Below are 17319 nucleotides of genomic sequence, written 5' to 3'. Positions count from 1 at the left end.
CGCCGTTTTTTATGGAGCCGACTGTTTATTGCTTCAGCAGCGGTCCCAGGTATTTGCCCGTCACGCTGGCCGGATTGAGGGCCACTTCTTCCGGCGTGCCGGTGGCGATGATCTGCCCGCCGCCGGCGCCGCCTTCGGGACCCAGGTCGACGATCCAGTCGGCCGTCTTGATCACGTCCAGGTTGTGCTCGATGATCACCAGGGTGTTGCCCTGGTCGCGCAGGCGGTGGATCACTTTCATCAGCAGGTCGATATCGTGGAAGTGCAGGCCGGTGGTCGGCTCGTCCAGGATATACAGGGTGCGACCGGTGTCGCGCTTCGACAGTTCCAGCGACAGTTTCACGCGCTGCGCCTCGCCGCCCGAGAGGGTGGTAGCGCTCTGCCCCAGCTTGATGTAGCCGAGGCCCACGTCGAGCAAGGTCTGCAGCTTGCGCGCGATCAGCGGCACCGGCTTGAAGAATTCATGCGCTTCCTCCACCGTCATGCCCAGCACCTCGGTGATGTTCTTGCCCTTGTATTGCACTTCCAGCGTTTCGCGGTTGTAGCGCTTGCCGTGGCACACGTCGCATGGCACATATACGTCCGGCAAAAAGTGCATCTCGACCTTGATCACGCCATCGCCCTGGCACGCTTCGCAGCGTCCGCCCTTGACGTTGAACGAGAAGCGGCCCGCGCTGTAACCGCGTTCCTTGGCCGTCGGCACGGTTGAGAACAGGTCGCGGATCGGCGTAAACAAGCCGGTATAGGTGGCCGGGTTCGAACGCGGGGTGCGGCCGATCGGTGCCTGGTCGACGGAAATCACCTTGTCGAAATGCTCCAGGCCGCTGATCGAATCGTGCGGCGCCGGTTCCGTCTGCGAGCCGTACAAGTGGCGCGACAGGGCCGGGTACAAGGTGTCGTTCACCAGCGAGGACTTGCCCGAACCGGACACGCCCGTCACGCAGGTCATCAGGCCCACCGGCAGGCTCAACGACACTTTTTTCAGGTTGTTGCCGGTCGCGCCGGTAATGACGAGCTGCTTTTCCGGATTGCTCACATGGCGCTTCTTCGGTACGGCGATTTTCAGCTTGCCGTTCAGGTATTGCGCCGTCAGCGACTTCTTGTTTTTCAGGATGTCCTTCAAGGTGCCTTCGGCGATGATCTCGCCGCCGTGCACGCCGGCGCCCACGCCCATGTCGACGATATAGTCGGCGGTGCGGATCGCGTCCTCGTCGTGCTCGACCACCAGCACGCTGTTGCCGATATCGCGCAAGTGTTTCAGCGTTTCGATCAGGCGGTCGTTGTCGCGCTGGTGCAGGCCGATCGACGGTTCATCGAGCACATACATCACGCCCGTCAGGCCTGAACCGATCTGCGACGCCAGGCGTATCCGTTGCGCCTCGCCGCCCGATAGGGTATCGGCGCTGCGGTCCAGCGACAGGTAGTCGAGGCCCACATTGTTGAGGAATTTCAGGCGCGAAATGATCTCTTTCACGACCCGGTCGGCGATCTCTTTCTTGGCGCCCGTCAGTTTCAGTTTTTCAAAGAAATCGAGCGTGTCGCGCAGCGGCTTTTCCGCCACTTCATAGATCGCGCGCTGCTGCTTGCCGGTGCCGACTTTCACATGGCGCGCTTCCACGCGCAGGCGCGCGCCGTCGCAGGACGGGCAGCATTTTTCATTGATGAACTTGGCCAGCTCTTCCTTGACCGCCATCGAATCGGTTTCACGGTAGCGGCGCTGCAGATTGTTGACCACGCCTTCAAACATGTGTTCCTTGACCACGGTACGGCCGCGCTCGTTCACATAGCTGAAGGGAATCACCTGCTTGCCCGAGCCGTACAGCACGGCTTGCTGGGCGTTCAGTTCCAGCTGTTCGAACGGCATGTCGAGGTCGAACTCGTAGAAGTCGGCCAGGTTCGACAGCATCTGGAAGTAAAACTGGTTGCGGCGGTCCCAGCCCTTGACAGCGCCCGAGGCCAGCGACAGATTCGGGAACGCGACGATGCGTTTCGGGTCAAAGAATTCAATATGACCGAGACCGTCGCATTCCGGGCAGGCGCCCATCGGATTGTTGAACGAGAACAGACGCGGTTCCAGTTCCTGCAGCGAATAGCCGCACTCGTTGCAGGCGAACTTGTTCGAAAATACCTGTTCCTGTGCGGTATCCATTTCGTAGGCCACGGCGCGGCCATCGGCCAGGCGCAGCGCCGTCTCGAAACTTTCCGCCAGGCGCTGCTTGATGTCCTGGTTGACCTTGACCCGGTCGATCACCACGTCGATCGTATGCTTTTCGGTTTTCTTCAGTTTCGGCAGGTCGTCGACTTCATAGATCTTCGCGTCGTGCGTGCCGCTCTGCACGCGAAAACGCACGAAGCCCTGTGCCTGCATCTGTTCGAACAGGTCGACGTGTTCGCCCTTGCGGTTGGCCACCACCGGCGCGAGGATCATCAGCTTGGTGTCTTCCGGCATGGCCAGCACGGCGTCGACCATTTGCGACACGGTCTGCGCGGCCAGCGCGTGTTCCGGATGGTTGATGCAATACGGCGTGCCGACGCGCGCATACAGCAGGCGCAGGTAATCGTGGATTTCCGTCACCGTGCCCACCGTCGAGCGCGGGTTGTGCGAAGTGGCTTTCTGTTCGATGGAAATCGCCGGCGACAGGCCCTCGATCAGGTCGACATCGGGTTTTTCCATCAGTTGCAGGAACTGGCGCGCATACGCCGACAGCGATTCGACATAGCGCCGCTGTCCTTCCGCGTACAGGGTATCGAACGCCAGCGAAGACTTGCCGGAGCCGGACAGGCCGGTAATCACGATCAGCTTATTGCGCGGCAAATCGAGATTGATATTCTTGAGGTTATGCGTGCGAGCACCGCGAATGCGGATCTGTTCCATGTGATTAGCCTTGCTTTCAGTGGGGTGCGGTGGACCCGTACCGCCCCGAAACGGGCATGCAGCGGGTCAACTTGTTACTATAGCCGGGTTTTGTTGCGCACGCCTGAGGCCGTGGCAAGCGGATTTTGCCGCCTGGCCGGCGTGCGCGGACAAAGGTTGATGCAGATGCGTACAGACGTTTGAACACTGTATATAATACCAGTATTCAAGTTTCTTGTTTTCACCGCTGCTGAAAAAAACGGGACCGTGCCACATCGCTGCATGGCACGACGCACGCGCCTCAATACAAGTCGCCTTGTGCCGGTGAGTCGCTTATAATCGTCGTTTAGTAAAAAATCTAACGCGCGGCACTCCCGCAGCAGTTCAACAGGAGTTATTCATGGCATCAGTCAACAAAGTCATTATCGTCGGCAATCTGGGCCGCGACCCGGAAATCCGCTACATGCCTAGCGGCGACGCGATCGCCAACATCGCCGTGGCCACTTCGTACAAATCGAAGGACCGCAACACGGGCGAACAAAAAGAGTTGACCGAATGGCATCGCATCTCGTTCTTCGGCCGCCTGGCTGAAATCGTCGGCCAGTACCTGAAAAAAGGTTCCTCGGTCTACGTCGAAGGCCGCCTGCAAACCCGTAAATACACGGACAAGGACGGCGTCGAGAAGTACGCAACCGACATCATCGCTGAAAACATGCAAATGCTGGGCGGCCGTTCCGGCATGGGCGGCGACGCCGGTGGTGGCGACGACAGCTACGGCGGCAACAGCGGCGGCTACGACGCCCCGGCCCCACGCCAGGCACCAGCCCCGCGTCCAGCCCCGGCGCCAGCACCACGCCCGGCACCGAAGCCAGCACCGAACTTCTCGGATATGGATGACGATATTCCGTTCTAAGACCGGAAAAGTAGTTTCAGAACAAGGCCCGCTTTCTGCATGGAAAGCGGGCTTTTTTTTTATCGCTTTATGCACGTTGATTTGCGACCCGGGCGAAGACATCGAACCCCGCTTGTCAGCGCCACACCGTTGCGTAACGCTGAAAGTTGTCAAATGGTATTGTTACGAACTCCCGGCCCAGGCATCCGGCAATAACGCTCCCTATCAGACAAGGCACCCCGCATGGCACATCCCTCGTTCGACATCATTTCCCAGCTTCTGAACGCCGCTCCCGGCCGCAGCACCTCGGCGCTGCCCCGCTTCCGCGACGAGGTCTGGTCGATGCCGGTCTGGGTGCCCGGCGAGCAGGTACCCGTGCCGAATGGGCAGACGGCCACCTCGCTGCACCTGGCCGCCGGGACCGGCGACGCGCTGCCACTCCTGCCGGCTTACCTCAATGAAGCCGAGGCGAATGAGGCGCAAGGCAATGGCCACTGCATCGCCGTGCCGTTCCGCTTCCTGATCCTGTTTGCCGAGTCGAACCGGCTCGATGTCACGCTTGCCGATGCCGGCCAGGTGCTGCCCATGTCGCACGACGGCCTGATGGCGCTGCGCGATGCCGGAGGGCTGGGCGGCGATGGCGTGCCGGTGACGGCGGAAGAAGTGGGGCAGATGGCACAGGCCGTCGAGCGCTTTGCGGCGCAGGCGCGCGCGTATTGCGCCAGCCAGGCGGACATTATCAGCCTGCACCTGTCGCTGGTCAGCATCACCGGCGTCAAGCCCATGCTGATGGGCTGGCTCAGTGGTGGTCGTGGCGAGCATGCGGCGGCCCTGGAGCTGCTGAGCCGCCAGTTCCTGCAGCCCAACTGGCGTTGCATGGTGTTTGACGGCCTGCGCAGCGAGGGGCGGCTGGTCGAGGAACTGACGGCGTTGCCGGCCGTGTACGAGCGCCAGGCCAGCCAAGGCTGGTTCGGCAAGATGAAACAGAAATTGAGCGCGCCAGCGGTGCAGGTCATCCAGCTGGACGTGTACTAGCCCCAGCACTATTGCAAATGCGGCGGCGTTGGCTCCGCCGCCGCCATGTTGTTGTCCTCGCGCTTTTGCGCCAGCAGATTCGTCATCAATATCGCCGTCAACAGTTCCGCCTGCGGCGTCGTGTCCAGCAAGTCGATGCTGTGCCGCGTGCGCAAGGTCATGACCTTGGCTTGCGCCCTGGCGATCACCTGGCCATGCCGGGCCAGTTCGAAATCCATGTCGAGCAGGCTGCCGCGCAGCATGGCGCCGTCGAAGCGGCCACCGACGACGGTGATCTGCCGGCGCCAGCTCCACAGCTTGCCGCGCAAGATGAAGTTTTCTTCGTTGGTGCTGACGTTCCAGATCGGCGTGAATGACCACAGCTTGCGCGTGACGGCGGCCACTTCGCGTCCGTCTTGCGTGATGCTCCACGGCTGGCTCAGCCAGCCCCAGCGGGCGCGGCTTTCGTACAGGACGTTGCCGGCGTCGTCGGTGATCTGGATCTTGCCCAGCAGGGACATCAGCTTCCTGGCGATATGCAGTGTCTTCGGGGCGGCGGTGGCAGTCATGGGGGAACCCTGGCGGCGGAGATACTGGCGATTCTACAAGCCTGCCGCAGATATTGCCGGTGTGGCGCGGCACAGCCTGCTATGCGCGAAGGAAACAAGCCCGGTGGTAAGCTGTCTGTTTCCACCATGACAGGAGCCCGGCTTGCAATCCGCATCGATCCACCGCCAGATCGCCTTGGTCAGCTACGGCACGCAATTCCTGCGCGACAAGCTGGCGCTGGACGACTGGTACCGGCACGGCATCTTTTTCGGCGCCCGCCTGCAGTTCCGGCAACTGGCTGACCATGCCCTGCTGGCCGATGATTTCACGTGGTGGCTGGGCATCCTGAAGCAGTCGGGCGCGGCGAGGCTGTCGCTGCACCTGCTGAGCGAATTCGGCATCGCGCCGCCGCAGCTTGTGCGCAGTGGCGAGCATGCGGTGGTGGTGCATTTTCCTGATCGGTACCAGATCTGGGCCGTCGGCGAAGAGCGGCCCGCGTGGCTGACGCATCCCTTGCTGCCGGACGAGCCGGGCATCCCCATCTTTCCCGACGCGACACATTGGGGCGGCGAGATCGACAGCTACTGGTGCGTCGAAGAGCGGGCCGGGCAACTGAACGTGCCAGAGACCCACTGGAAGGCGCTGGCGGACAGCATCGCCACCAATCTCGAGACCAATATTCCATCGAGCCTGGCGCCGGCCGGCCCCATCTTCCTGCCGCGGGAGCCGCCCGCGTCGTGGGCGAGATTTCCGCTGTTCCCCAGCGGCAGCATTTCTTCCCTGGCGCATGCCGTGCTGGCCACCTTGTATAGCGAGCGGGCAAGGTTTGCCAACGATACCCATCCCAAGAACGAAAACAGCTACTACCAGGGATTCGACGAGGCAGGCATCGCGCAAATCGACGACTGGGGCCGTCGTCTCGATGGCTGGATCAGCGAAGTGGAGCTGCGCTGCGCCAATGAATGCCGCCAGAGAGCGTCCAGTCATGACGGCATGCCCTTGCCACTTCCGCCCGCTTCGGCACGTCCGGCGCGCAGCAAGCGTGTCAAGACACGGAAGGAGGAGCAAGCGCCAACCTATGCCGACCCGGTGACGACAACCGGCGGCAAATGGCTGCGCCGCATCGTGTTCGTGGTGGTGCTGGCGGTGGTGTGCCTGCTGCTGCTGGCCTTTGCCCACATTGTTGCCGCCTGGCCCTGGCTATCCGTGGTGCTTGGTTTGCCGTTCGCCATCTATGCCGTGTATGTAAAAGAGTAGCGGCAATTTGCCTTTACTTGACCTGCCTCGCCGTTTGCCACATTCCTGTCCCGTGCGCTCTTCCCTTCCCCGTCAAAAAGGTTTTTGATGGGAGTGGAAGCGAACCTGCCTGTTGCAGGACCGCTGATTTTGAAAGGAAAACACATGAGCATCACAGGAAAAGTCGCATTGGTCACGGGCGCCGCGCAAGGCATCGGCAAGGCAATCGCCTTAAGGCTGGCCAAGGATGGCGCCGATATCGCGCTGGTCGACCTGAACCAGGAAAAACTCGATGCGGCTGCGGCGGAAGTGCGTGCGCTGGGGCGCCGCGTCTTCACTTATATCGCCGATGTGTCGCAGCTGGATCAGGTCACGGCAGCGGTGGCGTTTGCCGAAAAGGAACTGGGCGGCTTCGATATCATGGTCAACAATGCCGGCATCGCCCAGGTGGCGCCGCTGCTGGACGTGACGCCGGAAGAAGTCGACCGCATCATGCGCATCAATGTGCAAGGCACCTTGTGGGGCATCCAGGCGGCCGCAAAAACCTTCAAGCAGCGCGGGCAGAAGGGCAAGATCATCAATGCCTGCTCGATCGCCGGCCATGACGGCTTTGCCTTGCTGGGCGTGTATTGCGCCACCAAGTTCGCGGTGCGCGCGCTGACGCAGTCGGCGGCCAGGGAACTCGCCTCGGACGGCATTACCGTCAATGCCTATTGCCCTGGCGTCGTCGGCACCGACATGTGGGTCGAGATCGACAAGCGCATGGCCGAGGTGACGGGCGCCGAGCTGGGCGCGACCTACAAGAAATTTGTCGACGGCATCGCGCTGGGGCGCGCCGAAACGCCGGACGATGTGGCGGGGCTGGTGTCGTTCCTGGCCGGACCCGATTCGGACTACATGACGGGGCAGGCGCCGCTGATCGATGGCGGCATGGTTTACCGCTGATCTCCCGCCGTTAAAAAAACAGGCCGCGCAATCATCGATTGCGCGGCCTGTTTCATATGGCTGTCAGCTTAATTGAAACTGACCTCCTTGCGGTTATCGCTCGACACGCGGTCGATCATCTTGTTATATGGATCGACACCGACCTCGAACGGTTTTTCCTTGACCGTGATGGTCACCACCGGGTCTTTTCCACTCAAGACGCGCTTGTCCGTGAACAGCACGGTTTCATCTTTTTCCTTGGCGCCCGGCGCGCGCGCAAAGATGGCGATTTCCACCGGCTCGTCATACACGCGCGGGCTTTCCTTGCCCTTGCCGTCCGATTCGAGCTTGGCCAGGTGCAGCTTCATGGTGACATCCCACTGGCCATCGGGCCGCTTGACGGCGGTCGCTGCGGTCACGCGGTTGTCGTAGAAGACGATTTTCTCGAACAGGTCGGTGATCAGGGCCTGTTTGTCTGCCGGCGCTTCGGCACGGATGTACGTCAGCAGTTCGGCGGTGGTGGTAAATGGCGCTTGCTGGTAGCCCTTGTCCTGCAGGAAGCGTTTCAGTGCGCGGTTGACGGCCGCTTCGCCGATCTCGTCGCGCAGGCGATAGAAGATCAGGCTGCCCTTGCGGTAGTGGATATATTGCTGGTTTTCCACGCGCGCCAAAGGCAGTTCCTCGATCAATTCGCCGCCGCGTCCGCTCAGATAACGGTCCAGCTCATAGCGCAGGAAGCGGCGCAGCTTGTCGCGGCCGTATTCCTTTTCCATCACCATCAGCGCCGAGTATTGCGCCAGCGACTCCATCAGCATCGACGCGCCCTGCACATTGGCGCCGATCACCTGGTGGCCCCACCACTGGTGGGCCATTTCATGGGCCGTGACGTAATACACGTAGTCGATATCGTCCTTGTTGCGCAGGTCGGCGATAAAGCCGATGCCTTCCGAGTACGGAATCGTGTTCGCGAACGACTGGGCAAAGCTGGCGTAGCCGGGGAATTCCAGGATGCGCACCTGCTTGTGCTGGTAGGGCGTGAACTCGGCGGTGTAATAGTCGAGCGACTTCTGTACCGAGGTGATCATGCGCTCGGTGTTGTAGCCGTGTTTCTTGTCGACATACACTTCGATCGGCACGCCGTGCCAATCGCCTTTTTTCACGTCCCAGCGCGCCGACAGGTAGGCAAAGAAGGGCATCATCGGCTGGTCCATCTTGTAGTGGTAGTAGCGGCGGCCATCCTTTTCCCAGCTTTTTTGCAGGTAGCCGGGCGCCAGCGCCGTTTGGTCGCCGCTGGTGGAGACGGTGGTGTCAAAGCTGATCCAGTCCGCTTCGCTGCCAAACACGGTGTTGCCGTAGGCCGACTTGTCTTCCAGCTTGGCCATGCGCTGCGGTTCGCCCAGGCCGCGCTTGCGGCGCTCGTTGCGGTCTTTCAGTTCCATCTCCTGCTGGTAGCCGAAGTGCGGAAAGAAGGCCATGTTGTTGAAGAAGGTACCGTTCAGGTTGACCTGGTCCGGCGCGCCGCTGTTGGTAAAACCTTCATGCGTGACGGCCACCGTGAAGTCGAGCGGCAGTTGCGCGCCCGGCGCCAGCGGCGTGGCCAGCTTCAGGATGCGGAAACCGAGGTCCTTGTCGTCCAGTTGCGTGCTGTGCGCGGGCAAGTTCAGCCAGGTGGTCTCCAGTTCGGGATCGAGCTGGATGCGCAGGGTGTCGATCGCTTGCGCGGTCTTGTTCTGCAACAGGTAATGACCCTTGATCAGCACCTTGCGCTGTTCCGGATAGATATCGACATTGGCCTGCACCTCGGTGATCTTCAGCTGCGGCAAGTCCTTGTACTGGCGGTACAGTTTTTCGTAGCGCGCCGCCTTGTCCATGTTTACATCCGCCGTTGCATAGGTGTTGAGCACATTGGTGTTGTAGAAGATCCAGCCGCCGGTGCCCAGCCAGCACAGCACGACCGCGGCCAGCGCCGCGCCGGTACCGCTTTTCAGGCGCCGGCCAGCCAGGCTGACGCGGGAACGCCAGCCGGTCGACAGGCCGCGCACCCAGAACGCCTGCGCCAGCATCACCAGGGCCACGGTAAACAGGCTCCAGTACAGCGCATACCAGCGCCAGCCCGCCAGGAAATGGCCATAGCCGTTCATGTCGGAATACTTGATGTCGGGCGTGGCGCCGAAGTTGTACAGGTTATGCTCGAAGTGCAGCATGCCCAGCACGGCCTGCGACACCATCAGCAGGATCACCGCCAGGTAACCGATGAACTTGTTGTTCGACAGCACTTGCAGCACGATGGCGCACAAGCCCATCAGCACGAAGAAGAAGCTACCCAGCAAGCTGCCTTGCAGATACAGGCCCAGCTCCACCGGCGCACCACCCTTGACCAGCTGGAAGATGATGGTAGTGATCACGCCGACCAGCATATAGCCAGCCACCACGCCGACCAGGGCCGTGCACTTGGCCAGCAGCGGCGTCCAGTCAGCCACCGGCATGGCGTCGCTGACATCGGCGATCTTCACTTGCCGCTCCTTGAAGATCAGTTCGCCTGCGTAGAAGGTGACGATAATGATCAGCATGAAGCTGAAGCTTTGGCTGATCTGCTGCAGCATCAAATAGGTCATCGGATAGACGGCGGTGCCGTACATCTTGGAGCTCATGGTGGCGCCGGCCACCAGGTTGATCACGCCGAACAGCAGCATCACCAGGAAGGGCACGCTCTTGAACACGCCGGCGGCGTCGAAGCGCAGGATCTGCCACCACTGGCGCCAGGCGGTGGCGGCACCAAACGCCGGCGTAATGCGCGGCAATTGCAGCGGCGCTGCCACCGCAGGGGCTGCCGCTTGCGTCTTGTGCTTGCCGAACAGGCGCTTGCCGGTGCCGGTGCGCTGCGGCTTGAACAGGATTACGGTGGCGGCAAACAGGGCAGTGGTAATGGCCAGCCACAGCAGGCGGTTGGCCAGCAGGAAATGTTCAAACGGCGGCAGGCTGGTATTCGCTTCGGACGAGGTGAAATAGCGCGTCATGCGGCCAAAGGCGGTCACGCCGAACGGGTCGATCAGCACGGCCAGCCATTCGTTGTTGATGTCGCGCGTAAACACGCTGGCGATGGTGCGCAGCACGAAAAACGCCAGCACGCCCACATACACCAGCAGCATCGAGCGCGTGGTGGCGGCCAGCAGCATCAGCAGCGCGCCGACGAACAGCAGGTTGGGGATCACCAGCACGGCAAAGGTCCAGCCATAGGTGTGCAGTGAAAACGGCCCCACGCGTTGCGGGTCGACCCACGGCATCAGCGGGCCGATCATGGTACCGAGCGCGATGCAGACAAAAATCACCAGGCAGGCGACAAAACCGGCGGCAAAGCGGCCGAACAGATAATCCCATTTGCGCATCGGCGTGGCGAACAGCATGTCGGCCATGCCGACTTCGCTGTCGCGCAGCACGGCGCCGGCGATAAAAACAGTAATGAGAAACATCGACAGCAGGGTAAACATGCCCAGTAGCTGCGCCACCACGGTGGGCGCATTGCGGTTGACGTTACCGATCGCGCCACCCATCTGCACCGAATCGCTGGTCGTCACGCCAAAGGCCATCAGGGCCAGGATGGCGGCAAATACCCACAGCAGCGGTTGTTTCAGCTGGTAGCCGAGGTCAAACTTGAAAAATTCCTTCCACATGGCGCGCTCCTCAAGCCACGGTGGTGGCAGAGGCGGCGGCAGGCGCGGCGGCATGGCGGCCGGCGTTGCGCACATGCAGGAAGTACACGTCTTCCAGGTCCGGCGCGATCTGCACGAAGCCGCTGTCGGGCTGGCTGTCGGCAAAGACATTGATCTGCGGGCGGCCACCGACCAGGCGCGTCGACAGCACGTTCAGGCTCTGCTGGTACTGCGCCAGCTCGTCGGCGGACACGGTGCGGCGCCATACCTTGTTGTTCAAGGTATCGATCGCCGCCTGCGGCTCGCCCTGCACCAGTACCTGCCCCTTGACGATCATCGCCATGCGCGGGCACAGGTCGGTCACGTCGGCCACGATATGGGTCGACAGGATCACCACCACCTGCTCGCCAATTTTCGCCAGCAGGTTCAGGAAACGGTTGCGTTCGTCCGGGTCCAGGCCGGCCGTCGGCTCATCGACGATCACCAGGCGCGGCGCCCCCAGCAGCGCCTGGGCGATGCCGAAGCGCTGGCGCATGCCACCGGAATAGGTGCCGAGCTTGCGCTTGCGAGCTTCCCACAGATTGGTCTGCTGCAGCAGCGCTTCCACCGCTTCCTTGCGCGGGCCTTTTTCGGTCAGGCCTTTCAGTACCGCAAAGTGATTGAGCAGGGTTTCCGCGCTGACCTTCGGGTAGACGCCAAAGTCCTGCGGCAAATAGCCGAGCTGGCGGCGCAGGCCTTCCTTGTCTTTCAGCACATCGACACCATTGAAAGTGATGCTGCCGCTGTCGGGGTCTTGCAAGGTCGCAATCGTGCGCATCAGCGACGATTTGCCGGCGCCATTCGGACCCAGCAGGCCGAACATGCCGTTCGGAATATCGAGGCTGACATCGTGAATGGCCCTGACGCCATTGGAATAGGTTTTGTTCAGTTGTTTGATCGATAGCATTACGGCACTCTCCTGGGCTTGACGGTAAAAGTGCCGGCCGATTCGTGTCGGCCGGTCTGTCTGGTCTTCCGCGATAGCGGATGTTACTTAAAGACAATACTCTATCGACAATTAGAAAGTAAATAATATTTTTGCGACCAAGAGCCAGAATACCGGGCTGGAATGCGGCAGGAAGGGATGAATGACGAGGGCGTAAACGACAACGTCCCCGCACGCGGCGGGGACGTTGAAGGAAGGGTGGCGAATCAGAAGCGCATCTTGACGTAGGCCGATGGGCCCGTCAGGCGGATATTCAGGTCGGCGTCGCGGGTGCTGTCGCGGCGCAGGGCGATTTTCGAGATGCCGTAGTCGGCCACGAAACCGACATTTTTGAACGGAAACCATTCCACGCCGATATTGCCGCCATAGATATGGCCGTTGATGGTGCCGCCGTTTTTCTTGATGCCGGACGCTTCCATGTACATGCGCAGGTCCGGCGTGAAGGCATGGCGCCAGGCCACTTCGATCAGCGGCGCGAATGCGTGTTCGCTGACGGAGTCGCGCGCGGTGGCGCTTACGCCATTGACCAGGCCGGTTGCCGTGCCGTCCAGCTTGGCGCTGTAGTAGGCCGCGCCCAGGCCGATGCCGAAGGTATCCTTGTTCTCGCCCAGCCACCATTTGTAGGCCAGCTTGGCCAGGTCCAGCTGCAGGTCGGCGTCGGCCGTGGCGGTGCCGGTGACGGGCTGGCCGTTGATGATGGTCTGGCCGGACAGGGTAGGCGTATAGTTCTTGTCGTAGCGGTAGTAGTCGAACGACAGGCCATGGCGGTCGCCGATCAGCAGGTCCGCCTTGACGCGTGGAATCGTGGTGTGTTTCGGGTTGGAATCCGGCGCATCGAGGCGGCCGAACTGCGTATCGGCGCCGATATCGATGCGCGGATCGGCGTAAAATGCGCCCACGGAAATGCTGGCGCGGTCGAGCGCCACGGACGGCTCGGCATGCGCCGCCGTGCCGGTGGCGGCAACGCCCACGATCCCCAGCAACATGGCGCTGCGCATGGCAAGATGGCGCAAACGTGGCGGCGACAAACGGGCAGGGGCGAACGTGGCAAACATGGAATCTCCTCAGGTCATGGAATACCGCCGCAGCGATGGCGCGGCAGTGCAATGCGGAAATAGTATCAATTGCGCCATATTGCCCATGTAGCCGCACGACTCAGCTTTACGTCAGAATTATCCTACCGAGCAGAACCGGAGCCCATCATCATGAAAATCGCCGCCATTTCCGATATCCACGGCAATCTTGCCGCCTTAGAGGCCGTGCTGGCCGATATCGCGCGCCGCGGCGCCGATGTCACCGTCAACCTGGGCGATATCGTCTCGGGCCACCTGCAGCCGCGCGAGACGGCGGCGCGCCTGATGACGCTGGCGCTGCCCACCATCCGCGGCAACCATGAGCGCCAGTTGCTGGGCGATCCGGCGCGCATGGGCGTGTCCGACGCGTATGCGCGGGCGCAGTTGCTGCCGCAACAGCTGGCGTGGATCGCCGCGCTGCCCGCCAGCTTGCGCCTGCGCCACGATGTGCTGCTGGTGCATGGCACGCCAGGCAGCGACCTGGTGTATTTCATGGACACCATCACGCCGCAGGGCAGCCGCTGCGCCACCATGGACGAGGTGGCGCAGCGGGCCGGCGACGCGGATGCGGCCTTGATTTTGTGCGGCCACACGCATATGCCGCGCGCGGTGCAATTGCCCGACGGACGGCTGATCGTCAATCCCGGCAGCGTCGGCCTGCAGGCCTATGATGACGATCATCTGTATCCGCACGTGATGGAAAACGGCACGCCGCATGCGCGCTACGCCATCGTGGAAAGCGATGCACACGGGCGCTGGTCGGCGCAGTTTTACCAGGTCGAGTATGACTGGGAAACGCAGGCGCGGCTGGCGCTGGCGAATGGCCGGCCGGACTGGGTCGTGCCCTTGCGCAGCGGCCGGGTGGGAATGGCTACCTGAACTCTTCGGCCACCAGATTGTATTTCTGCATCTTGTGATACAGGGTCTGCTTCGGCAGGCCCAGCACAGTGCTTACTTCGCTGACATTGCCGGCATAGGCGCGCAGTTCCTGTTCGATCAGCGCGCGCTCGAAGCCGTTGACCTGCTCGGCCAAGGACAGCGCAGCGGCCTGGGCGCCGGTGGCCAGCAAATTCGAGGCGCCGCCGGCGATGCCCAGCACGAAGCGGTCGGCTATATTGCGCAGCTCGCGCACATTGCCGGGCCAGCCATGCGCCATCAGGTTGCGCATCTGCGCGCTCGACACCATCGGCGCGGCGCGGTTGTAGCGCGCGGCGGCGGCCAGCACAAAATGTTCGAACAGCATCGGAATATCTTCGCGCCGCTCGCGCAGCGGCGGCAGGTGCAGCACGATCAGGTTCAGGCGGTAATACAGGTCGCTGCGAAACTTCTGCTGGCGCGACAGGTCTTCCAGGTCCAGCTTGGCCGCCGCCACCACGCGCACGTCGACCGGCGTGGGAATGTTCGAGCCCAGCCGTTCGATATAGCGTTCCTGCAGCACCCGCAGCAGTTTCACCTGCAAGGACAGCGGCAGGCTTTCGATTTCGTCGAGAAAAAACGTGCCGTGGTCGGCATGCTCGATCTTGCCCACCTGCCGCTTGGCCGCGCCCGTAAACGAGCCCGTTTCATGGCCGAAGACTTCGCTTTCAAATATGCTTTCGGGAATCGCGCCGCAGTTGACGGCGACAAAATTGTGCTTGCGGCGGTGGCTGAAGTCATGCAGGCAGCGCGCCACCATTTCCTTGCCGGTGCCGGTGTCGCCATAGATCAGCACGTCGGCCGGCTCATCCGCCACGTCGAGGATCAGGCGGCGAATATCGCGCATCGATTGCGAATTGCCCAGCAAACGCGATTCGATGCCGCCGCCGTCTTCCAGCTGGCGGCGCAGGCTGTGCACTTCCAGCATCAGGCGCCGGGTTTCCAGCGCGCGCAAAATCACGTCGACCAGCTGCTCCGACGAATACGGCTTTTCGATAAAATCGTAGGCGCCGGTGCGCATCGCATGCACCGCCATCGTGATGTCGCCGTGGCCGGTAACCAGGATCACCGGCAGGTTGGGGTCGAGCTGCTTGATCGCTTGCAATAAATCCAGGCCGCTCATGCCGGGCAGGCGCACGTCGCTCACCACGATGCCGGGAAAGTCGGGCGCGAGCAGCTTGTAGGCCAGCTCGGCCGAGTGAAACGCCAGCACGTCCAGGCCGGCCAGCTGCAGCGCCTGCTCGCTGCCTTCGCGCACGGTCGGATCGTCCTCGACCAGCAACACTTTCAAACCATCAAACATGCTTTTCCTCCTGCGTTGCCATCTGTAATTCGATGGTGAATATGGCGCCGCCGCCAGGGGCATTGTCGGCGCGCAGCACGCCGCCGAACTGGCGCGTGATCTGTTCTGAAATGGCCAGCCCCAGGCCCAGGCCCAGCCCCTGCGGCTTGGTGGTGAAGAAGGGCTCGAACAGGTGTTCGTAGACTTCCGTCGACAGGCCCGGCCCCGTATCGGCCACATGGATCAGCACCAGCGGCGCCTTGCATTCGACCGTCACGCGCAGGCTGCGCACATCGCTGCCGTTCATGGCGTCGAGCGCGTTGGCGTACAGGTTGACCAGCACCTGTTCCAGGCGATTGCTTTCGCACATGGCGAAGATATCGTCGGGCGGCAGCTGCAAGGTAAAGCGCACGTTTTCCACCTGCAGACGCCGCTCGACCAGGAACAGCGCATTGCTGATCGCGGTCGGGATCGATACCGAGGTCAGGCTGGTGGTCGACTTGCGCGCAAACACTTTCAACTGGCCCGTGATCGCCCCCATGCGGGCGGCGATCTGCGATATCTTCGCCAGGTTGCGGCGCGCATCGTCGAGCCGGCCCCGCTCCAGCAAAATCACCGCGTTGTCGGACATGGTGCGCAGGGCCGTCAGGGGCTGGTTCAGCTCGTGCGTGATGCTGGCCGACATCTGCCCCAGCACCGCCATCTTGCCGGCCTGGAACAGTTCATTCTGCGTGATATGCAGCTTCTGTTCCGCCTTGCTGCGCACCTCGATTTCCTGGCTCAGGCTTTGCGTCATGGCGTTCAGTTCCGAGGTGCGTTCCTCGACCATCGTTTCCAGGTTGTCATAGGCGTGCTGCAAGTCTTCGCGCGCGCGCAGTTTTTGCGCCACCGCCGCGCGCCGCTGGCGCACATAAAAGAACAGCAGCACGAAAAAGCCCAGCAGCACGCCGGAAAAGGCCGCCGCCGAGCGGGCGCTGGCCTTGGCCTGCGCCAGGTCGGACAGATAGATGAAGGTCCAGCCGTTGGGCGACTTGAGCTTGATCTGCGTCATCACGCTGGAGGTGATTTTCTGTGGCGCATCGGCCCGTTCCTGCTCGCGCACGCTGATCACGCGCGCGCCATTGCCCAGCTGGCGGTCGGACACAAACGGAATCGTTTCCAGCTGCTTCGAATAATACTGACGGGTGCGGTTGATTTCCTCGATCACCGCCGGCGAGAGCGGCGCCAGGGTCTTGTATTTCCAGTCCGCCACGGAACTGAGGAAAATCACGCCGTGCTCGTCGGCCAGCATCACCTTGTCGGCGCCCTGCACCCAGCGCTTTTCCAGGTTTTCCAGGTTCAGCTTGACGGTGGCCAGGCCCAGCATGCGGCCATTTTGATAGATGCCGTGGGCAAAGAAATAACCGGGTTCGAGGCGCGTCGTGCCGACGCCGTAAAAGCGGCCCGGCGTGCCGCGCAGCGCATCCTGGGCATACGGGCGAAAGGCGATATTGTCGCCGATAAAACTGTCGGGCTTCTGCCAGTTGCTGGCCGCGCGCGTGTTGCCGTCGAGGTTGCTGATAAAGATGGTCGACGACTTGGCCTGGGCATTCATCTGCTCCAGGTAATTGTTGACGGTGTCGACCAGCACCGGGTCGTCCGGGTGCTGCAGCAGGCGGATCACGTCGCGGTTCAGTTCCAGCGTCTTGGGCAGGAAATCGTATTTTTCCAGCGCGTTTTCCAGGCTGCTGACATACACTTCCAGCCGCTGCGCGCCGCTGGCCTGCAGTTTGCCGATGGCCAGGCGCTCGGTCCAGAAATACACCAGCCAGACGATGGCCAGGCAGGCGGCCAGCACCACGCCCCAGGCCAGCGCCTTGCGGGCCGAACGTTGCGCCAGGCGCTGGCGCCAGGAAAGAGGAGTTGTGCTGCTGTTGGTCATGGTTCGGTGTCAGACTGCAAGAGG

At 62.0% G+C, this 17319-nt stretch carries 12 protein-coding genes; 5 read left to right on the top strand and 7 right to left on the bottom strand.

Annotated features, from left to right (window positions below):
- Window positions 1-25: 25 nt before the first annotated feature.
- Window positions 26-2875, bottom strand: a complete 2850-nt coding sequence (gene uvrA, locus ACP7B7_RS20920; protein WP_308923013.1) for an excinuclease ABC subunit UvrA — start codon at window positions 2873-2875, stop codon at window positions 26-28.
- A gap of 379 nt (window positions 2876-3254) precedes the next feature.
- Here uvrA and ssb point away from each other — a divergent pair, with 379 nt between their 5' ends.
- Both ssb and ACP7B7_RS20910 read left to right on the top strand, forming a co-directional pair.
- Window positions 3255-3767, top strand: a complete 513-nt coding sequence (gene ssb, locus ACP7B7_RS20915) for a single-stranded DNA-binding protein (protein WP_426077953.1) — start codon at window positions 3255-3257, stop codon at window positions 3765-3767.
- Window positions 3768-3989: 222 nt separating this feature from the next.
- A complete protein-coding gene (locus ACP7B7_RS20910) occupies window positions 3990-4781 on the top strand; it encodes a hypothetical protein (protein ID WP_426077952.1) in 792 nt (263 codons plus the stop codon).
- A gap of 8 nt (window positions 4782-4789) precedes the next feature.
- Here ACP7B7_RS20910 and ACP7B7_RS20905 read toward each other — a convergent pair whose 3' ends face one another.
- Window positions 4790-5329: a hypothetical protein gene (locus ACP7B7_RS20905; RefSeq protein WP_426077951.1), complete on the bottom strand. Its 540-nt coding sequence runs from the start codon at window positions 5327-5329 to the stop codon at window positions 4790-4792.
- A gap of 142 nt (window positions 5330-5471) precedes the next feature.
- Between ACP7B7_RS20905 and ACP7B7_RS20900 the strand changes: the two genes are divergently transcribed.
- Window positions 5472-6566, top strand: coding sequence for a hypothetical protein (locus tag ACP7B7_RS20900; RefSeq protein ID WP_308923010.1), 1095 nt, complete (start codon window positions 5472-5474; stop codon window positions 6564-6566).
- A gap of 144 nt (window positions 6567-6710) precedes the next feature.
- Window positions 6711-7490 carry an acetoin reductase gene (locus ACP7B7_RS20895; protein ID WP_308923009.1) on the top strand — a complete coding sequence of 260 codons (780 nt, stop codon included), beginning with the start codon at window positions 6711-6713 and terminating at the stop codon, window positions 7488-7490.
- A gap of 68 nt (window positions 7491-7558) precedes the next feature.
- Here the strand turns inward: ACP7B7_RS20895 and ACP7B7_RS20890 are convergent, their stop codons facing one another.
- The 3 genes from ACP7B7_RS20890 to ACP7B7_RS20880 all read right to left on the bottom strand — a co-directional run bounded on the left by ACP7B7_RS20890 (window position 7559) and on the right by ACP7B7_RS20880 (window position 13159).
- Window positions 7559-11140, bottom strand: coding sequence for a M1 family aminopeptidase (locus ACP7B7_RS20890; RefSeq protein WP_426077950.1), 3582 nt, complete (start codon window positions 11138-11140; stop codon window positions 7559-7561).
- Between the two features lie 10 nt (window positions 11141-11150).
- Window positions 11151-12065: an ABC transporter ATP-binding protein gene (locus ACP7B7_RS20885; protein WP_426077949.1), complete on the bottom strand. Its 915-nt coding sequence runs from the start codon at window positions 12063-12065 to the stop codon at window positions 11151-11153.
- Between the two features lie 245 nt (window positions 12066-12310).
- Complete coding sequence (locus tag ACP7B7_RS20880; RefSeq protein ID WP_426077948.1) at window positions 12311-13159, bottom strand: hypothetical protein; 849 nt, start codon at window positions 13157-13159, stop codon at window positions 12311-12313.
- A gap of 150 nt (window positions 13160-13309) precedes the next feature.
- On the opposite strand from ACP7B7_RS20880, the gene ACP7B7_RS20875 reads away from it, so the two are divergent.
- Entirely contained in the window at window positions 13310-14056 is a 747-nt protein-coding gene (locus ACP7B7_RS20875; RefSeq protein ID WP_426077947.1) for a metallophosphoesterase family protein, read from the top strand.
- Here the strand turns inward: ACP7B7_RS20875 and ACP7B7_RS20870 are convergent.
- A complete protein-coding gene (locus ACP7B7_RS20870) occupies window positions 14049-15395 on the bottom strand; it encodes a sigma-54-dependent transcriptional regulator (RefSeq protein WP_426077946.1) in 1347 nt (448 codons plus the stop codon). The two genes, ACP7B7_RS20875 and ACP7B7_RS20870, sit on opposite strands and share 8 nt — an antisense overlap.
- A complete protein-coding gene (locus ACP7B7_RS20865) occupies window positions 15388-17295 on the bottom strand; it encodes a sensor histidine kinase (protein WP_426077945.1) in 1908 nt (635 codons plus the stop codon). Before ACP7B7_RS20865 ends, ACP7B7_RS20870 begins: the two co-directional genes overlap by 8 nt.
- Window positions 17296-17319 lie beyond the last annotated feature (24 nt).

The organism is Janthinobacterium sp. PSPC3-1, assembly GCF_049896105.1.
In the GTDB taxonomy this organism is placed as follows: domain Bacteria; phylum Pseudomonadota; class Gammaproteobacteria; order Burkholderiales; family Burkholderiaceae_D; genus Janthinobacterium.
The sequence above is the reverse complement of the archived record's forward strand: the minus strand, read 5'-3'. Positions and strand labels throughout refer to the sequence as shown.

What these genes read in the sequence shown, in the direction of transcription:
- ACP7B7_RS20895 (WP_308923009.1), top strand. Translation starts at nt 6,711, where the DNA reads ATGAGCATCACAGGAAAAGTCGCATTGGTCACGGGCGCCGCGCAAGGC.
- ACP7B7_RS20885 (WP_426077949.1), bottom strand. Translation starts at nt 12,065, where the DNA reads ATGCTATCGATCAAACAACTGAACAAAACCTATTCCAATGGCGTCAGG.
- ACP7B7_RS20865 (WP_426077945.1), bottom strand. Translation starts at nt 17,295, where the DNA reads ATGACCAACAGCAGCACAACTCCTCTTTCCTGGCGCCAGCGCCTGGCG.
- uvrA (WP_308923013.1), bottom strand. Translation starts at nt 2,875, where the DNA reads ATGGAACAGATCCGCATTCGCGGTGCTCGCACGCATAACCTCAAGAAT.
- ACP7B7_RS20870 (WP_426077946.1), bottom strand. Translation starts at nt 15,395, where the DNA reads ATGTTTGATGGTTTGAAAGTGTTGCTGGTCGAGGACGATCCGACCGTG.
- ACP7B7_RS20875 (WP_426077947.1), top strand. Translation starts at nt 13,310, where the DNA reads ATGAAAATCGCCGCCATTTCCGATATCCACGGCAATCTTGCCGCCTTA.
- ssb (WP_426077953.1), top strand. Translation starts at nt 3,255, where the DNA reads ATGGCATCAGTCAACAAAGTCATTATCGTCGGCAATCTGGGCCGCGAC.
- ACP7B7_RS20880 (WP_426077948.1), bottom strand. Translation starts at nt 13,159, where the DNA reads ATGTTTGCCACGTTCGCCCCTGCCCGTTTGTCGCCGCCACGTTTGCGC.
- ACP7B7_RS20905 (WP_426077951.1), bottom strand. Translation starts at nt 5,329, where the DNA reads ATGACTGCCACCGCCGCCCCGAAGACACTGCATATCGCCAGGAAGCTG.
- ACP7B7_RS20910 (WP_426077952.1), top strand. Translation starts at nt 3,990, where the DNA reads ATGGCACATCCCTCGTTCGACATCATTTCCCAGCTTCTGAACGCCGCT.
- ACP7B7_RS20890 (WP_426077950.1), bottom strand. Translation starts at nt 11,140, where the DNA reads ATGTGGAAGGAATTTTTCAAGTTTGACCTCGGCTACCAGCTGAAACAA.